A 14,966-nucleotide genomic window follows, 5' to 3' on the forward strand; every position below is an offset into this window, starting at 1 on the left:
CGACGGCCGTCGTGACGCCGGGCGTCTCCGCTCGCGTCCACCGCGCTCACGAGACGTTGATGTTCGGCTCGGTGAGGTTCAACTCGATGACGTTGATGGCGCGGCGCAGCCGCTCGGGGAGGTCGTTCTCGAGGCGCTCGTCGTGCATCCGGCGCGCGGGCCCGGCGACGCTGAGCGCCCCCAGCACGTCGCCGTCCTGCCCGGTTATCGGCGCGCCGACGGACTCGAGGCCGTCGCGGAACTCCTGCTTGTCGAAGGCGAGGCCGCGCTCGCGGACGGTCTCGAGCTCGCGCCGGAGCGCGTCGCGCTCGGTGATCGTCTCGGCCGTCTGCGCGGGGAGGCCGTGTCGCTCGAGTATCTCGTCGACCGCGCCCTCCGAGAGGTGGGCGAGAATCGCCTTCCCGACGGCCGAGCAGTGGAGGTGGATGCGGTTCCCGGGCATCGCCGGATACCGGATGTCGCTGTCGCCCTGCCGGACGTCGAGGTAGACGCCGAGGCCGTGCTCCTCGACGAGAAGCGTTATCAGCTCGCCCGTGTCCGCGGCGAGCTTCTCGACTTCGGGGCGCGCCGCCTCGTAGAGGGCGTGGCGGTGTCGGGCGCGCTCCCCGAGCTCGAAGAAGCGCAGGCTCAACGCGTACTCCTCGTCCGGCTTGACGACGTACCCGAGCTGTCGGAGCGTGTTCAGGTGGTTGTGTACGACGCTCTGCGGGCGCTCGATGTGCGCCGCGACCTCGGTGACGCGCGCGCCGTCGAGTTCGTCGAGCGCGCCGACGACGTCGTCCATCGTCAACAAGGACTTCACCGGGTTCCTCGCGTCTGGTTGCATGTCCAGTAACACTATCTCCATACCACTTAATAGTTATTCGGCAATCCAGAATGTATATGACTAAAAAGGCCAAACAACTGGAGCAAATCGGACGAAATACATCATCACGTCCTACTAAATTGGTCTAAAGTACCCTAAAGCAAAGAACAGTATTCTTCCTCTTTTTCTCGATAGTCGACAACGAGCATGCAAAGTTTTAAATGAGAATAATTCGATTACACACTCTGTATGATGGCCACGAGGCGCGACATCATCAGACAGGGGGCCGGCGCGTCCGGAGCCGCACTCATCGGCTCTCTCGCCGGCTGTAGCGGCGTCATGGGTGGAACCGACACGTCGATCACGGCCGCGTCGATGCAGTGGACGGAGGCCAAGCTCATGGGCTACCTCGGCTTCGAGTCGCTGAAGGCGAACACTGAGTTCGACGTCACGAACGAGCTCTCGCTCGGCGGCTCGATGCAGTGCTTTCAGGCGCTCAAGAGCGGTGATATCGACTTCTATCACCTCTACACGGCCGGCGCGTACGCGACCATCCCGCCGAAGCACGACCAGACTCTGAAGGACCCCGAACAGCTGTACCAGCGAGCGAAGACGGAGCTACGCGAGGAACACGACCTCGCGTATCTCCAGCGCGCGACGTTCAATAACACGTACGCGCTCGCCGTTCGCCCCGACTGGCAGGCGCAGACCGGCGTCGAGACCATCTCCGAGTTCGCTGCGTACCTCGACAGCGGGAACACGGACCTCTCGGTCGTTCTCGGGCCGGAGTTCGCGGAGCGCGCCGACGGCTGGCCGGGACTTACCGAGGCGTACGGCTTCGCGGACGCCGCCGAGGACCTGACGATACGGAAGATCGGCGCGAACCTCACCTACCAAGTGCTCGGTGAGGGCGAGGCCGACGTCGGGATGGTGTTCACCACGAACCCCAAGATAGAGAAGTACGACCTCGCGGTCCTCGAGGACGACCGCCAGTTCTTCGCGCCGTACAACCCGGCGCCGCTCGCGCGCGTCGACGTCGTGGAGGAGCGCCCCGCGGTCGCGGACGCCCTCGAAGCGCCGATGGCCGCGCTCGACAGTGAGGAGACCGTCATCGACCTCAACTCCCGCATCTCGCTCGAGGGCGCGGACGTCCAGACCGTCGCGACCGAGTTCCTCGAGAGCGAGGGAATCATCTAGCCGATGGCGGACCCCGCACTCACCGTCGCACCCGCGCTCCTCGGTGCATCCGTCGAGTTCGTCCGCGACAACCTCGGCCTGCTCGTCACGCGACTCGTCGAGCACGTCATCATCACGGCCGAAACCGTCCTCGTAGCCGTGCCCATCGCGGTCACGCTCGGCGTCCTCATCACCTACGACGACCGCGCCGCGACCGCCGTCCTCTGGCTTGCCGGCATCGCGATGACGATACCGAGTCTCGCCGCGTTCGGCCTCCTCGTTCCGTTCCTCGGTATCGGCAGTCCGCCCGTCGTCTTCACGCTCGTGCTCTACTCGCAACTCCCCATCATCCGGAACACCTACGTCGGCCTCACGGGTGTCGAGGAGGCGACGACGGAGGCCGGCCGTGGACTCGGCATGACGCGCTGGCAGCGCCTCCGGCGGATTCAGATACCGATGGCGCTCCCGATAATCCTCGCGGGCGTGCGGAACGCCGTCGTCATCGTCGTCGGTGTCGCCGCCGTCGGCGCGTTCATCGGCGCGGGCGGTCTCGGGGAGTTCATCTTCAACGGCATCCGGCAGGGCGACTCGGTGACGATACTCGTCGCGACGGTCGTCGTCTCCGCGCTCGCGCTTGCTGCCGACTACGGCATTGCGACGGTCGAACAACTGCTGCGGTTACGGAACGGCGAGCGGATACGTCCGCGCGCGAGCACGCGACTTATCAGGAGGGCGATACGATGATAGAATTCGACGGCGTCACGAAAGTCTACGACGACGGCACCACGGCGATCAAGGATATCGACTTCACGGTCGAGGAGGGAACGACGACGGTCCTCGTCGGCCCCTCGGGCTGCGGGAAGACGACGAGCATGAAGCTCATCAACCGCCTCGAGGACCCGACGGAGGGAACCGTCTACGTCGACGGCACCGACAACCAATCATACGACGAGGTCGCGCTCCGCCGCGAAATCGGCTACGTCATCCAGGAGATTGGCCTCTTCGACCACCTGACGGTCGGGGAGAACATCGCGACCGTCCCCGAACTCGTCGGCTGGGAGCGCGAGCGCATCGACGAGCGCGTCGACGAACTCCTCGAGCTCATGGACCTCCCCGTCGACTACCGCGAGCAGTACCCGCGCGAGCTCTCCGGCGGCCAGCGCCAGCGCGTCGGCGTCGCGCGCGCGCTCGCCGCCGACCCGGACGTTCTCCTGATGGACGAGCCGTTCGGCGCGCTCGACCCGATTACGCGCGAGAACCTCCAAGACGAGTTCCTCGACATCCAGGAGCGCATCAACACCACCATCCTCTTCGTCACGCACAGCATCGACGAAGCGCTGAAGATGGGCGACCGCATCGCCATCTTCGACGTGGGCGAAATCGTCCAGTACGACACGCCCGCCGAAATCCTCTCGAATCCCGCAAACCAGTTCGTCGAGGAGTTCATCGGGGAGAACCAGACGTTCAAGCGCCTCTCCATCACGACCGTCGCGGACGTCATGGAGCCCGCCGAGGACTACGTGAGCGTGGCCGAAGCCGGCGCGGACGCGATGACGGCGGCCGACGGCGGTCGTCGCGTCCACGTCGACGACAGCCTGAAGGCGGCGCTCACGGAATTGCTCGGCACCGAGGAAGCGTCGCTCCCCGTCGTTGAGGACGGCGACGTCGTCGGCGTCGTCTCCGAGGCGCACGTCCGCTCGTACTTCGATTCGGGAGGGCGCTGAGATGGCGGGCGTACTCGCTACCTTTCTCGAGGGGATGACGTACCTCTCGGAGAACCTCCCGACCTTCTGGGGGCTCCTCCAGCGCCACCTCCTGCTCGTCCTCGTCTCGGAGGCCGTGGCTATCGCCGTCGCCGTCCCGCTCGGCGTGCTCGCGGTCCGCTACGAGCGCCTGAAGGAGCCGATTCTCTCTCTCGGGAACGTCGCGCAGACCGTCCCGCCGCTGGCGATAATCGCGCTCATGTTCCCGATACTCGGCCTTGGACTCGTCCCGCCGCTCGTCGCGCTCTTCATTTACGCGCTCCTTCCCGTGCTCGTCAACACCATTACAGGCCTCGAGAGTGTCGACGAGAGCACTATCGACGCCGCGAAGGGGATGGGGATGACCGCCACCGAGCGCCTGCGCAAGATACGCCTCCCGCTCGCCGTCCCCGTCATCTTCGCCGGCATCCGAACCAGCATCGTCATCAACGTCGGCACCGCGTACCTCGCGTTCTTCATCGGCGGTGGTGGCCTCGGCGTCTGGGTCATTAGCGGCATCAACCTCTTCAACATGCCACAGGTCGTCGCTGGCGCGGTCCCCGGCGCGCTCCTCGCGATCACGCTCGACCTCGTGCTGGCGCTCGCGGAATCCCGTCTCGGCACCACCAGCCCGAACACGTCACAGGTCGTGGCCTGAGCCGTACACTTTTCTCTCGGCGGATCCCACGAGATACGGTATTCTCCAGTCCGGAAACCCCCCCTTACCGGCTTTCGGAGACACCCATGATTGTGGTCCCCTATCCCAGCGACGGCGAAACCGACTTCCTGGAGTGGGGCTACGGAGTGCCCCTCGACTGACTGAACCCCGAGTCGAGAGAGCGCACTCAGCGGTCCCGCTCGAAGATGTCTGCGAACTCCGCTTGGACGAGGTCACGCATGGCGTCGGCGCGGGCCTGCCGGCGCGTCCGCTCGTCGAGATAGTTTCGTTCCGATACCGACGCGTCCCGCGACCTCTGCGAGACGGCGACGGCGGCGGTTCCGGCTTCGATGGTCGGGCGCTGTTGGCGGTAGAGACGGTACCACGTCTGCCGTCCCATCTTCGGGAGCGGGTGGTTGCCGCCGATGGTGGCGTCGGCGCGCTCGCCGAGAGCGCGGAGCCAGCGCCGCGCCGTCTGGGTGGACATCGGCCGCGAGATGGACTGCCCCGGCAACAGGTAGCCCGTCCAGTCGTCATCCTCGGCGAGGACGTCGATGCGTTCGGTGATGGCGTCGACGCCGACGAGGAGCTCGACCGTGTTGCGTGTCCGGCGGGCGTTCTTGCGCTGGCCAGCCTCGAAGGCGATGTAGGGAACGTCGCCCTCGTCGGGATCGAGCTCGAGCTGGTCGACGTGCAACTCGCAGGCCTCGACGGGTCGCAGTCCCCAGCCGGCGAGCGCGAGCAGGAGGAAGCGTTTCTCGTGGTTCGCGACGTCGAGGAGCGCGCTGAGGTCCTCCCGTGAGAGGGCGGGATGGTCGTAGATGGGGTCTTCGTCCCAGCCGAAGCGATTCAGCAGATTCTCGGCTGGGTTGTAGAGCCCGCGTCCCATCTCGACGAGGAACGTATACCAGCTCTTGACGGCGGAGACGTACTTCTTCTTCGAGGTGATCGTCCCCAACTGGTTGGTACGCGCGTCGAATGCGCCCACCATCCCGACAGTATTTAACGGAGAGACGTCGACTTTTCCGGTGATGCGTACTCGGACCGCCGTTGTGCTGGTGCTCGTCCTTCTGGCACTCGGTGGTGTCGCTGGCTACGGATTCGTCAATCAGTCAGCGGGGACACTCAGCGTTGAGTGGGTCTCGGAAACGCCCCGTCCTAATCAGGTGAACCACCATCCGGCCACTGCGGCAGTAAGCGACGGTCGCATCGACATCGTCGCGCCCGTGAGTGCGGTCGCCGGCGAAAACGCGCGTTGTCGAGTGACGATGCTGGACGCGAACGGCTCGATCCGGTGGCAGCGCGCTATTGACCCAGACCGGTGTGCGATTCACGGCATCGGTGACGGTGTCATTGCGGACGCGACTGGCGACGGGAACGCCGACGTTCTCGTCCCGACGACGGAAAACCGCCTCTACGTTTACAATGCCACCGACGGATCGACCGAGTGGACACAGAACCTCACGTCCTTCGGCTACGCCGGGCCGGTCGTTCTCGGGTCACCACAGCCCCTCGTCGTGCAACCGGACTTTCGAGGAATGGTGTTCGCGCTCACCGCGAACGGAAGCGTTGCGTGGCGCCACGACATCAACGAGACCGTCTTAGCGAACCCGCAGCGGATCGACGTCCCGGGCACTAGCGAGCCGACGGTCGCGATTGGCTCGACCTCGAACGTCACGGTTTTCAGTGCGAACGGGACCGTCGTCTGGCAGCGCGCCGCTCGGGCGACGTGGCTCGCGGCCGGCCGTCACGACGGCCGAGATATCGTCATCGCCTCCGGTGGCTCGACCGTCACTGCGTTCACCGCGAATGGTACGCAGCTGTGGCAGCGCGAGGACCGAACGCGCCCCTCGCTCGGCCACGTGTCGGGCGGTGACAACGGCGACACACCGAAGGTGTACGTCGGGAGCGGTGGCGATGCCATCGCCGCGCTGAACGTCGCGACGGGTGCGACGGAATGGCGGACCGAACTCGGTATCGACGCGAATATGCTCCCCCCGCCCGCCATCGGCGATGTCGATGGCGACGGCTCATCGGAGGTCGTTGCGGTCACGAACGGCGGCACCGTCCACGTGATGAACCCGACTACTGGTGAGGTCCGCGCGTCGTATCGGCGTGACGTCGCAGTCTGGGCGGAGCCAACGCTCTTCGACATCGATAATGATGGGGCTGAGGAGATAGTTATCATGTACGGTGACGGACGCGTCGTCGCTCTTTCCTACCATGCAGCCTGATCTCGCCCCGACCACGACCGCCGCGACACCGGTCTTGGATGCCCTACTCGTCGGTTCGCTCGGCGTAAGCGCACTCCTTTTCGCGCTCTCGCTGGCCGCGTACACCCGTCGACGGACCCGGTCCGTGCTCTTGCTCGTCGCGTCGTTCGGTGCGCTCTTCGGCTACTCGCTCATCGCGGTCCTGCAGGTGCTGGGTATGGTGACAGAGCGAACCCATCATCTCGTCGAGCACGCCCTCGTTCTCGTCCAATCGGCACTCGTCCTCGCAGCGGTCTACTACGCCCGCACCATCGAACGAGAGGCAGGCCGATGATGGGGCGACATTAGTACCCGTCTCCTGAAGAGAGGAGTAGTAATGAGGAGTCCGTCGAGTGATTCGCCGTGACTGATCAGCGCGCCCGACTCACCTCGTACGTCACAGACCACCCTGGCGTTCATTTCTCAGGACTGCAGGAGGCACTCGATCTCGCGACCGGGCAGACGCAGTATCACCTCCATCGGCTCGTCCGCGATGGCGACCTCGACCGTGTGGAGTTCTACGGCCGCACCCATTACTACCCGACTGACTGTCCCTCGTGGGATCGTGCGGCGTTCGCGCTCGCGCGCCGCGAGACTGCCCGCGACGTTCTGCTCGTTCTCCTCGAGCGAGGACCGAGCGCGCCGGCGACTGTCGCCGACGAGACTGACGTCGCGCGCAGCACGCTCGAACACCACCTCGATCATCTCACCACGCACGATATCGTTCGGAAAGATCGCGATAGCCGAAATCGCATCACGCTAGAGGTCGTCCACCCAGCGGAAACGGCGCGCGTTCTCGAAACCGTGGCCCCATCGGTCGGCGACCGATTCGTCGACCGCTTCCTCCGACTCGCCGATACCGTCTTCGAGCTATGACGCGCACCATCGCCTCCCGTGTCCTCGTCGCGTTCGTCGGCCTGCTCGTTCTCAGCGGGACGGCGAGCGCTCATCAGATTCAGGCGTCGCGCTTCGCCGCACCGATCCCACTCGCGTATCTCTACGCCGGAGCGGCTGTCACGGTCCTTCTGACCGCGGCCGCGTCCATGCGTCTCGTCGCGAACGCGGCGACCCACGAGCGCACTCGTCCCCTCCTCGGGACGCGGGGGACCACCGTCCTCGTCGCGCTCGTGCAGGTGCTTTCCGTCGTCGGCTTCGCTCTCTTGCTCTACCGGGGTCTCGTCGGTCGCCAACTGCGGTCGTCGAACGTCGCGACGCTCGTGACGTGGGCGCTCGCGTTCGACGGGCTCGCGCTCGTCGCCGCACTCCTCGGCTCGCCGTGGCGAACCGCAGCGCCGTGGAACGCCGTCTACGAGTGGCTCTGCCGACTCGAGGGGCGGACGATCACGCTCCTCGAGCGGGACGTCTCTCGCCTCGGCGGGTGGCCCGCACTCGTGGGCTTCCTCTTCCTCATCGGCGTTCTCGAGAACCTCACCGTTCTCCCCGAGTCGCCCTCCCGGACTGCCGCGCTACTCGCGGGCTACGCGTGCTGGATGCTCGGCGGTCTCCTCGTCGTCGGGCCAGCGTGGCGCGAGCACGCCGATCCGATCGGCGTCTTGCTCGACCTCCTTGCGCGCGTTGCCCCGGCGTTCGTCTATCGGGACGCGGGTCGACTCCGGGTGACGCTTCGTGCACCGTGGGCGGCCTGCGCGCGGCCCGTCGCGTCGCTCGGGCGCGCCGCGTTCGTCGTCGCGGCCGTCTACACCATCAGCTTCGACGGCTTCGCGACGACTGCCGTCTTCCGCGCACTCCTCTTCTGGACGCACGACGCGCTCGGCGTCCCCTACGGCGCCGTCGGTATCTCGCTCTATCTCGTGGGCTTCCTCGGGTTTCTGGTGACGTTCGCGCTCACAGCCGCAGCCGTCGACCGACTCGGGGGTGGTCAGGACGTCACCGCGACGGCGTTGCGAGTCGCGCCGAGCACCCTCCCGATCGCCGTCGCCTACGAGTTCGCGCACTACGGGTCGTACGTCGTGACGCGTGCAGCGCGCGCCCTCGAACTCGCGCTCGGTGGCGTCGGTCTCTCGGCTTCGTTCGCGCCGCTCGCGTGGCTCTCCGTCCAGGCCTACTGGGGGTTCGAAGTGGTCGTCATCGTCGTCGGGCACGTCATCGCCGTCGTCGCCGCCCATTACGCGACGCTCGCACGCTACGACGACCGACGGCGGGCGTGGCGCGCCCACGCGCCACTCGTTGCGCTCATGATCGCCTACACGGTGCTTTCCCTCTGGATCATCTCCCAACCCGTCGTGATGTGACGTTGGCCGTGCGCCCCGCTACGGCGTCAACGGCTGATAGTAGGGGACTTCGAGGTGGGGAACCGGGACGCCGAGCACAGCGAGTGCGTGCGCGATCGGCATCCAACCCATGGGGACGAACGCGACGCCGAGCGCGCGATGCAGACGCGTACGAAGCCGTTCGTCGACCGTCCCCAGCACCGTTCCATAGAGGAAGAGCGCGGGAATCGTTCCGAGCCCGAGCGCGGCGAGCGAGAGAACTCCCGTCGTGATGCTCCCGCGAGCGAACGCGTAGAGGAACGCTGGATAGATGAGCGGGCAGGGCAGGAGACCGTGCAGTAAGCCGAGGCCGGCGATCCGTGGGGAGTCCGCCCACTCGTCGACGTGTGTCGAGAGCGTGCGAAACACCCCGTCGAGGGGAGTGGAGAGGTGCCCGAGGAGGTCGCCCCGCCCCGTCAGGTAGGAGACCCCGGTGGCGACGACGAACACACCGACGAGGAGGCCGGAGGCGACGCGGGCCCAGCGAGCGGCGTCGAGGACGCTGCCGGCGACCGAGTACAACGCCGCTCCGAGCAGGCCGAAGACGCCGCCGATGAGCGCGTAGCTCACGGTCCGACCGGCGTTGAACAGGACGTGCTGGCGGATCTCGACCCACGTGGGGCCACGATCATCGCTCGCGAACGCTTCGGCGTACGTCGTGACCAGCGGTCCGCACATCCCCAGGCAGTGTGCGCCACCGAAGAGACCGATGAGGAGGAAGACCCCCAGCTCGACCGGCCGATTCGAGAGAAGAACGCCGCCCGCGTGGAGCGGCACCAGTGTACTGATAGCGCCGCTCACGAGTCCAGCCCGACGGCGCCTGCTTCGAGGAAGGCGGTCTCGTACCCTTCGTGGCGTGCAATTTGGGGCGGCATCGCGACGCGTAGTGAGACGTTCGCCGGGTCCGCATCCAGGACGGCGCCGTAGTGGAGGCCGAGCGTGGAATCGAGCGTCTCTGTGAGGTCGTGGTCGGTGCCCTCGACAACCGCGTTCACCCCCATCGCCGGGAGCGGGAAGCGGTTATGGGGTGTGCGCGGGGAGACGACGAGATAGGTGTCGTCCTCGCTGCCGCCGAACCGCGTCGCGTCATCGAGAACGGCCGCGACTACGTCGGAATCGCCGATGGAGCCCCGTCCGCGTACCGACCCGGGCACGGCCTCGGCCGTCGGGACGGCACCGGAGGGCAACATCTTCATGTCCATCGGCTCGACCGCGCCGCGCGTGCCCTGCTTCTCGGGGAGCCGACGCCATTCGACGTCGCGGAGCGTCGAGCGGGCGTAGTTGAGCGTGAAGTCGAAGGAGAGCGAATCCGGGGCGTCCGCGACCGTTCCCGTCCGTGTCGCCGACGGCGCGCCGACGTCGACGCTGACGTCGTACGTGCCCTCTTTGGGGAGTTGGACGTTGTCCCCGAAGTGGAAGCCCATCGGCTGGGAGAGCATCGACCACGGAGCGTTCGAAACCGTCCCACCGTCCGGCCCGGTGAGATGGACGCTCGGTGCGACGTCGGAGACGATGGTTCCCGAGTCACGGTGCCAGATCGACACCATCAGATGCATCGTGTCTTCTGACCCGATGGTGACGCGGTTGGTATCCGCGCCGGTGACGAGCCAGAAGCGATGCGGGTAGGTGTAGCTGAGTGCGCACGCGTAGTCGCCCTGTGTCGCCATGCCGACCATCTGCATCTGCTCGACGTGTGACGGGTAGTAGACCGCGTTCGGCCGGTTCTCGACGACCGGCGGTGCGCTGAACGCGCGCTCCTCGAGGTTAAACAGACCCGTACAGCCGGCGAGCGCGGCCACACCGAGCGTACCGGCGGTCGAGAGGGCGCGTCGTCTACGCATTGGCACCACCAGGGGTGGGGAGGGCGCGCTTCGAGCGTGGTGGGACGAGGTAGTTGCCGCGGCTGGTGACGGTCATGTACTGGAGGATGCCGTTGTTGTTGCGCTGGCCGACGGGCGTCTCGGCGGCGAGGTCGGCACCGGTCATGGCGTCGCGAGTGTCGATGAAGTCGGCGATCGTGCGCTGGTAGCTGACGAAGTGGAGGCCGGCGTGCCCGCCATCCGTCGAGTCGAAGTCCCGGCGGAGGATGATCGGGCGGCCGTCCTCGCGCAGCGAGACCATCTTCTGGCTGTGCCCGACGACGCCGTCCTCGTCGGCGGCCCGCGCTGCGGGTTTCGCCTTCTCCAGTTTCGCGTCCGCTCCGAGGTTGTCCCCGGCGCCCTCGACGACGTCGTGCTCGGCGTGATAGGGACAGAACATCTTGCCGACGCGCTGTTCGCGGTCGTCCTGTTCGTACCACTGCTGGAGATTGAGGAGCATGTGCGAGACGTGCTGGGTGGTGCCGCCCGCGAACGCGCCCTCCGCGATGGTGACGCGGTCCTCGCTCGCCTGGGTCTTCTCGAAGGTGGACTTGAAGCCCATGTAGAGCGGGGCGTCCTCGGGGACGGGTTCGGAGTCGGGGACGCCGCGCACGTCCTGGTTCTCGGCGGGGAGGCCGTCGCCGGTGAAGCCGGTGCGGCGCTCCGCGACCGAGAAGACGCCGTCGAAGGAGGCGTCGACGGTGACGCCGTTGAGGGTGTCCTGTTCGCCTGTGAGGGCTTGCTCGGCGGCGAGGAGGACGTGGGCGTGGTCGCTGGCGAGGTGGAGGGCGGCGTCGGCCGTGTCGAGGGCGGGGTCCTCGAAGGACGCGAGCGCCTCGGGCGCGGGCAGGTCGACGCGCTCGGGGAGCGATTCGTCGTAGCGCGCGAAGTACGCGGGGGAGTAGGCCATCGTGGAGAGGAGGCCGTCGTGACGCCACGCGTACGCCGAATCGAGCGTGTCGAGCGCGCGCTCGACAGTGTCGCGGTCGTCGGCGGTGGGGGTGCCGTCGCCGTCGTAGTCGAGGAGGAGGAGGAGGCGGTGGGGGACGGGGACGGCGTTCCCGTGCTCGTCGCGCTTGACGTAGTCGCCCCACGCGTGCTGGCGCTCCGGCAGCGACTCCGCGCTCCCCTGCGGCACGTCGTGGTCGTCCGTCCGCTCCAAGCACGCCGAGAGCGCGCTCGCGCCACCGATCGCCAGCGCCGACTTCACGAACGCCCGACGCTCGATGCCACGGCCACCGTGGTCAGTCATAGGTACGCCGATGCAACCACCGACAATGGTGGTTCTGGTACGGGCATCGAATCGGTACTCCGAAAGATGACGTATCGTCGCTATGAGCGCCTGAAACGTCTGGTACGCTGGTCGAAAGTCTTCGAACGACCGATCCATAGAAGGTACCGTACACAACACCATCGCACAGTACGATGTCGGAAGACCCCGACCGATCCCGACGGTGGTTGCGCGCGTTCCGCTGGCTGGTGTCGCTCTCACTTGCCGGGACGATTCTTCTGATGGGTGCGGCCGTCTACTCGGTCGCCCTCCAAGGGTGGATGTCCTGTGGTGCGGGGTTCCCGAAATGTGCTGGCGTTTGGGCACCGATTTTTCATCCGGTCGAGACGCTCTCCGCAGAATACACCGCCGCGCAGATCCTCGCTGAATGGTCACATCGCGCCATCGCGTTCCTCACCGGCCTGTTGATGCTTGCGTCGAGTGCGATTGCGTGGTGGCGCATCACTGGTTTCTGGCTCACCACGCGGCTCGTCGTCTCCGCGACTGCTGTCCTCCCGTTCGAGGCGTGGCTCGGCGTCGTCACTGGCGTCCCCGACCCCGCACTCGGCTACGTCGCCCTCCATACCGTCATCTCGTTGTTCGTCCTCTGCTCGCTGGCCGTCGCGACTGCGGTCCTCTGGCGACACGCGACTCGGGGTACTCACACAGCAACGGAAGCCGCAGCCACCAACTGACCGTGTCAACACCTCCCACTACGTCTCACCCTCACTCGGCGGACGAATCGCTGACGGAGCGCACGTGCTTGACGAGTCGAGTGTCGGTCCCCACCACACTCCGGAAAATGCTCGTGTGCCTCACCCTCCTCCTCGGGGGCCTCTGTGGTCTTCCGGTTGCCTCGGCACACGGCGGCGCGGCCTACTTCCCCGGCGTCGAGCAGTGGTACGCACTCATTCCACTCGTACTCGGTATACTGGTCATCGCGGGTGCCGTCACCGTCCGCCGTCGCCGGCCCTCCGTTCACGTCTCACACGTCCTCGCAGTCGTCTTTTCCGGGCTCGTTGTCGCCGTCATCGGTGCCGTCGCACTGGTCCAACTCTCGCCGATTACGTCGTTCAGTACGGCATCCCGACCGTTCACGACGGAGACGCTCACGCTCGTTCGGCTCGCTCTCGGAGGGACCGTCCTCGTCGCGAGCGTCACGCTCGGGCGGTGGCGCTGGCCGACGAAGCCACGCTACGCCGGTCTCGGACTCCTCCTCGGTGGGTGGTTCCTCTACCCGATTCTGCTTCGGGACTTCCAACCCGGGTTCAACCCCGTCGGCTATCTGCTCTTCGCCACCCTCGTCTTCTCGGTTGGCTACGTCGCATGGCGGGACTGCCGTCACGCGATTCGACTCCTCTATGCGGACTCGGTCACGCGACGCTTCGGCAGCGCAGTCAGTGTCCTCACAGCGGTCTTTTTCATGTTCTCTGCAGGTATCCTCATCGTTCTCCCCGATCCGAGCGGCGTCGGCATCTCTTGGACGCAGTCGTTCGTTCACGGCCTCCCCGTGAAGGACCCGCTGGTCTACTGGCCGGCGATCGAGTTCTGGTTCCCACAACTACCGCTCGGTGGCTATCTCTCCGTTGGCATGCTCACGCTCGTTGTCATCATCTCTCTTCTCGTCGGGCTGAACGGTGCCATCGTCGCCTATCAGTGGCGCTGCCAGAGTTCGGTCGGTTTCGACGGCGCGGCGGGTGCTGCAGCAATCGCCGCACCAAACGCCTGTTGCTGTTGTGGTCCTGTCCTTTCCCAACTTGCCGTCGTCGCACTCGGACCGAGCGCCGCGATGCCCTTCTACTGGCTCTTCATCGACGTCGCGTCTCCTCTCGGTGTTCTCTTTTTCACCGGTAGCATCGTCCTCTTACTCGGTAACCTCGTCCGGTTTTCGGCAGCGCTTTCCCACAGAACTCCCTGAATACGCCCGTTAAACAGCCGCGGTCTTACTACTCACACGTTCGACTACGCGCTCCGTCGTGGCACTGTCTAGTTGAGTCCGTTTGAGAAGTGAGCAGATCGTTGAGTTTCTTGTCCAAAGATGCTCGCAGACCTGCTCAGCGAGTGCTCTGATGCGGATTTAGAAGAAACGTGGGAGAACGGGCGGACGGCGACGCCCGTCAGGGCGGTCGCCGTCCGTTTCCACGAAACCGGTTGTTCGCTCCGCGAGACAACAACGATCTTAGCGGAATTAGGCGTTGAACGCTCGCATAGAGCTGTTTGGGATTGAGTTCATCGGCTTGCTGACAGCGGATGCGACCCGCCTGAGGCGCAGCCGAAGCGGGTCGCGGCTGACGAGACCACTGTCAAGATTAACGGCGAGTGGTCTTGGTTGTACGCTGCAATAGACTCCGAGACGACGTTCATTCTCGACGTCGCGTTGTTTGGCCGGCATGGTACTGATTCGGCAGCTGCGTTCCTGCATCGACTCGACGAGAAATACGACCTTTCAGACACTGTATTTTTCGTGGATCAATTCGTCTATCGGACTGCCCTTGCTCGATTAGGATTGAGCGGTCGGATCAACCTAGCTGAGCGAAACCTCATCGAGAAGTGGTTTCACACCCTCAAAATGCGCATCGACCGATTTCATAACTCGTGGGTGAGAAGTCGGTCAAGCGCACGCGAATGGTTTGAACAGTTCATGCACTACTACAACCGCCAGAGACCGCACCACGCTCTTGACGGGAAGACGCTGATTGAGGAAGGACAGAACTAGACAGTGCCACTAAACACGACTCCTCGATTGTCGGGAGTTTTTTATAGCCACAAACCGATAGCCTGAATTAGCTGAATCATCCGCTCGCTCTGATCTGGTTGTCAGATCACTCTCGGATTGAGCATTTCTCTCGACAGAACTGCTCACTTGGGCGCTCGGATTGATTCTTTCGACGCGGCTCATTGCGTGAGCTATCAATGCTTCCCGTACGAACCGCG

Annotated in this window: 15 protein-coding genes and 1 pseudogene; 11 read left to right on the forward strand and 5 right to left on the reverse strand. The window is 65.4% G+C overall.

Annotated elements, in window-relative coordinates; translation table 11 throughout:
- Positions 1-46: 46 nt before the first annotated feature.
- On the reverse strand, positions 47-826 hold the full coding sequence (locus EFA46_RS14125) for an IclR family transcriptional regulator (protein ID WP_123078617.1): 780 nt from the start codon (positions 824-826) through the stop codon (positions 47-49).
- A gap of 228 nt (positions 827-1,054) precedes the next feature.
- Here EFA46_RS14125 and EFA46_RS14130 point away from each other — a divergent pair, with 228 nt between their 5' ends.
- From EFA46_RS14130 to EFA46_RS14145, 4 genes are read left to right on the forward strand one after another with little or no spacing between them, the layout of a single operon-like run.
- Entirely contained in the window at positions 1,055-2,002 is a 948-nt protein-coding gene (locus EFA46_RS14130; RefSeq protein ID WP_255494154.1) for a glycine betaine ABC transporter substrate-binding protein, read from the forward strand.
- A gap of 3 nt (positions 2,003-2,005) precedes the next feature.
- Positions 2,006-2,725, forward strand: a complete 720-nt coding sequence (locus EFA46_RS14135; RefSeq protein ID WP_123078619.1) for an ABC transporter permease — start codon at positions 2,006-2,008, stop codon at positions 2,723-2,725.
- Positions 2,722-3,705, forward strand: coding sequence for an ABC transporter ATP-binding protein (locus EFA46_RS14140; protein WP_123078621.1), 984 nt, complete (start codon positions 2,722-2,724; stop codon positions 3,703-3,705). The genes EFA46_RS14135 and EFA46_RS14140 overlap by 4 nt, the downstream gene beginning before the upstream one ends.
- A gap of 1 nt (position 3,706) precedes the next feature.
- A complete protein-coding gene (locus EFA46_RS14145; RefSeq protein WP_123078623.1) occupies positions 3,707-4,381 on the forward strand; it encodes an ABC transporter permease in 675 nt (224 codons plus the stop codon).
- A 187-nt stretch (positions 4,382-4,568) separates the two neighbouring features.
- Here the strand turns inward: EFA46_RS14145 and EFA46_RS14150 are convergent, their stop codons facing one another.
- Complete coding sequence (locus EFA46_RS14150) at positions 4,569-5,372, reverse strand: tyrosine-type recombinase/integrase (RefSeq protein WP_123078625.1); 804 nt, start codon at positions 5,370-5,372, stop codon at positions 4,569-4,571.
- Positions 5,373-5,412: 40 nt separating this feature from the next.
- Between EFA46_RS14150 and EFA46_RS14155 the strand changes: the two genes are divergently transcribed.
- The 4 genes from EFA46_RS14155 (at position 5,413) to EFA46_RS14170 (ending at position 8,885) form a co-directional block, all read left to right on the forward strand.
- Complete coding sequence (locus EFA46_RS14155) at positions 5,413-6,615, forward strand: PQQ-binding-like beta-propeller repeat protein (protein WP_123078627.1); 1,203 nt, start codon at positions 5,413-5,415, stop codon at positions 6,613-6,615.
- A complete protein-coding gene (locus EFA46_RS14160) occupies positions 6,605-6,928 on the forward strand; it encodes a hypothetical protein (protein WP_123078629.1) in 324 nt (107 codons plus the stop codon). The genes EFA46_RS14155 and EFA46_RS14160 overlap by 11 nt, the downstream gene beginning before the upstream one ends.
- A gap of 68 nt (positions 6,929-6,996) precedes the next feature.
- Complete coding sequence (locus tag EFA46_RS14165; RefSeq protein ID WP_123078631.1) at positions 6,997-7,509, forward strand: helix-turn-helix domain-containing protein; 513 nt, start codon at positions 6,997-6,999, stop codon at positions 7,507-7,509.
- Complete coding sequence (locus EFA46_RS14170) at positions 7,506-8,885, forward strand: hypothetical protein (RefSeq protein WP_123078633.1); 1,380 nt, start codon at positions 7,506-7,508, stop codon at positions 8,883-8,885. Before EFA46_RS14165 ends, EFA46_RS14170 begins: the two co-directional genes overlap by 4 nt.
- An 18-nt stretch (positions 8,886-8,903) precedes the next feature.
- Here the strand turns inward: EFA46_RS14170 and EFA46_RS14175 are convergent, their stop codons facing one another.
- Genes EFA46_RS14175 through EFA46_RS14185 form a run of 3 tightly spaced genes read right to left on the reverse strand, consistent with a single transcriptional unit; the run spans position 8,904 to position 12,014 of the window.
- Positions 8,904-9,704 carry a sulfite exporter TauE/SafE family protein gene (locus tag EFA46_RS14175; RefSeq protein WP_255494155.1) on the reverse strand — a complete coding sequence of 267 codons (801 nt, stop codon included), beginning with the start codon at positions 9,702-9,704 and terminating at the stop codon, positions 8,904-8,906.
- Positions 9,701-10,744 carry an iron transporter gene (locus tag EFA46_RS14180; protein ID WP_123078637.1) on the reverse strand — a complete coding sequence of 348 codons (1,044 nt, stop codon included), beginning with the start codon at positions 10,742-10,744 and terminating at the stop codon, positions 9,701-9,703. The genes EFA46_RS14175 and EFA46_RS14180 overlap by 4 nt, the downstream gene beginning before the upstream one ends.
- A complete protein-coding gene (locus EFA46_RS14185) occupies positions 10,737-12,014 on the reverse strand; it encodes a Dyp-type peroxidase domain-containing protein (RefSeq protein ID WP_123078639.1) in 1,278 nt (425 codons plus the stop codon). Before EFA46_RS14185 ends, EFA46_RS14180 begins: the two co-directional genes overlap by 8 nt.
- Positions 12,015-12,274: 260 nt before the next feature.
- Here EFA46_RS14185 and EFA46_RS14190 point away from each other — a divergent pair, with 260 nt between their 5' ends.
- The 3 genes and pseudogenes from EFA46_RS14190 to EFA46_RS14200 all read left to right on the forward strand — a co-directional run bounded on the left by EFA46_RS14190 (position 12,275) and on the right by EFA46_RS14200 (position 14,748).
- The gene (locus EFA46_RS14190; RefSeq protein ID WP_255494156.1) at positions 12,275-12,727 is read left to right on the forward strand and encodes a hypothetical protein; all 453 of its coding nucleotides are present in this window, start codon (positions 12,275-12,277) and stop codon (positions 12,725-12,727) included.
- A gap of 80 nt (positions 12,728-12,807) precedes the next feature.
- On the forward strand, positions 12,808-13,950 hold the full coding sequence (locus EFA46_RS14195; protein WP_123078643.1) for a hypothetical protein: 1,143 nt from the start codon (positions 12,808-12,810) through the stop codon (positions 13,948-13,950).
- A gap of 120 nt (positions 13,951-14,070) precedes the next feature.
- Positions 14,071-14,748, forward strand: a pseudogene (locus EFA46_RS14200) (IS6 family transposase).
- Positions 14,749-14,966 lie beyond the last annotated feature (218 nt).

This window comes from Halarchaeum sp. CBA1220, assembly GCF_003721175.2.
Classification (GTDB): domain Archaea; phylum Halobacteriota; class Halobacteria; order Halobacteriales; family Halobacteriaceae; genus Halarchaeum; species Halarchaeum grantii.

Coding starts and splice junctions, on each gene's coding strand:
- EFA46_RS14125 (WP_123078617.1), bottom strand. CDS start 826: ATGCAACCAGACGCGAGGAACCCGGTGAAGTCCTTGTTGACGATGGAC.
- EFA46_RS14130 (WP_255494154.1), top strand. CDS start 1,055: ATGATGGCCACGAGGCGCGACATCATCAGACAGGGGGCCGGCGCGTCC.
- EFA46_RS14135 (WP_123078619.1), top strand. CDS start 2,006: ATGGCGGACCCCGCACTCACCGTCGCACCCGCGCTCCTCGGTGCATCC.
- EFA46_RS14140 (WP_123078621.1), top strand. CDS start 2,722: ATGATAGAATTCGACGGCGTCACGAAAGTCTACGACGACGGCACCACG.
- EFA46_RS14145 (WP_123078623.1), top strand. CDS start 3,707: ATGGCGGGCGTACTCGCTACCTTTCTCGAGGGGATGACGTACCTCTCG.
- EFA46_RS14150 (WP_123078625.1), bottom strand. CDS start 5,372: ATGGTGGGCGCATTCGACGCGCGTACCAACCAGTTGGGGACGATCACC.
- EFA46_RS14155 (WP_123078627.1), top strand. CDS start 5,413: ATGCGTACTCGGACCGCCGTTGTGCTGGTGCTCGTCCTTCTGGCACTC.
- EFA46_RS14160 (WP_123078629.1), top strand. CDS start 6,605: ATGCAGCCTGATCTCGCCCCGACCACGACCGCCGCGACACCGGTCTTG.
- EFA46_RS14170 (WP_123078633.1), top strand. CDS start 7,506: ATGACGCGCACCATCGCCTCCCGTGTCCTCGTCGCGTTCGTCGGCCTG.
- EFA46_RS14180 (WP_123078637.1), bottom strand. CDS start 10,744: ATGCGTAGACGACGCGCCCTCTCGACCGCCGGTACGCTCGGTGTGGCC.
- EFA46_RS14185 (WP_123078639.1), bottom strand. CDS start 12,014: ATGACTGACCACGGTGGCCGTGGCATCGAGCGTCGGGCGTTCGTGAAG.
- EFA46_RS14190 (WP_255494156.1), top strand. CDS start 12,275: ATGGGTGCGGCCGTCTACTCGGTCGCCCTCCAAGGGTGGATGTCCTGT.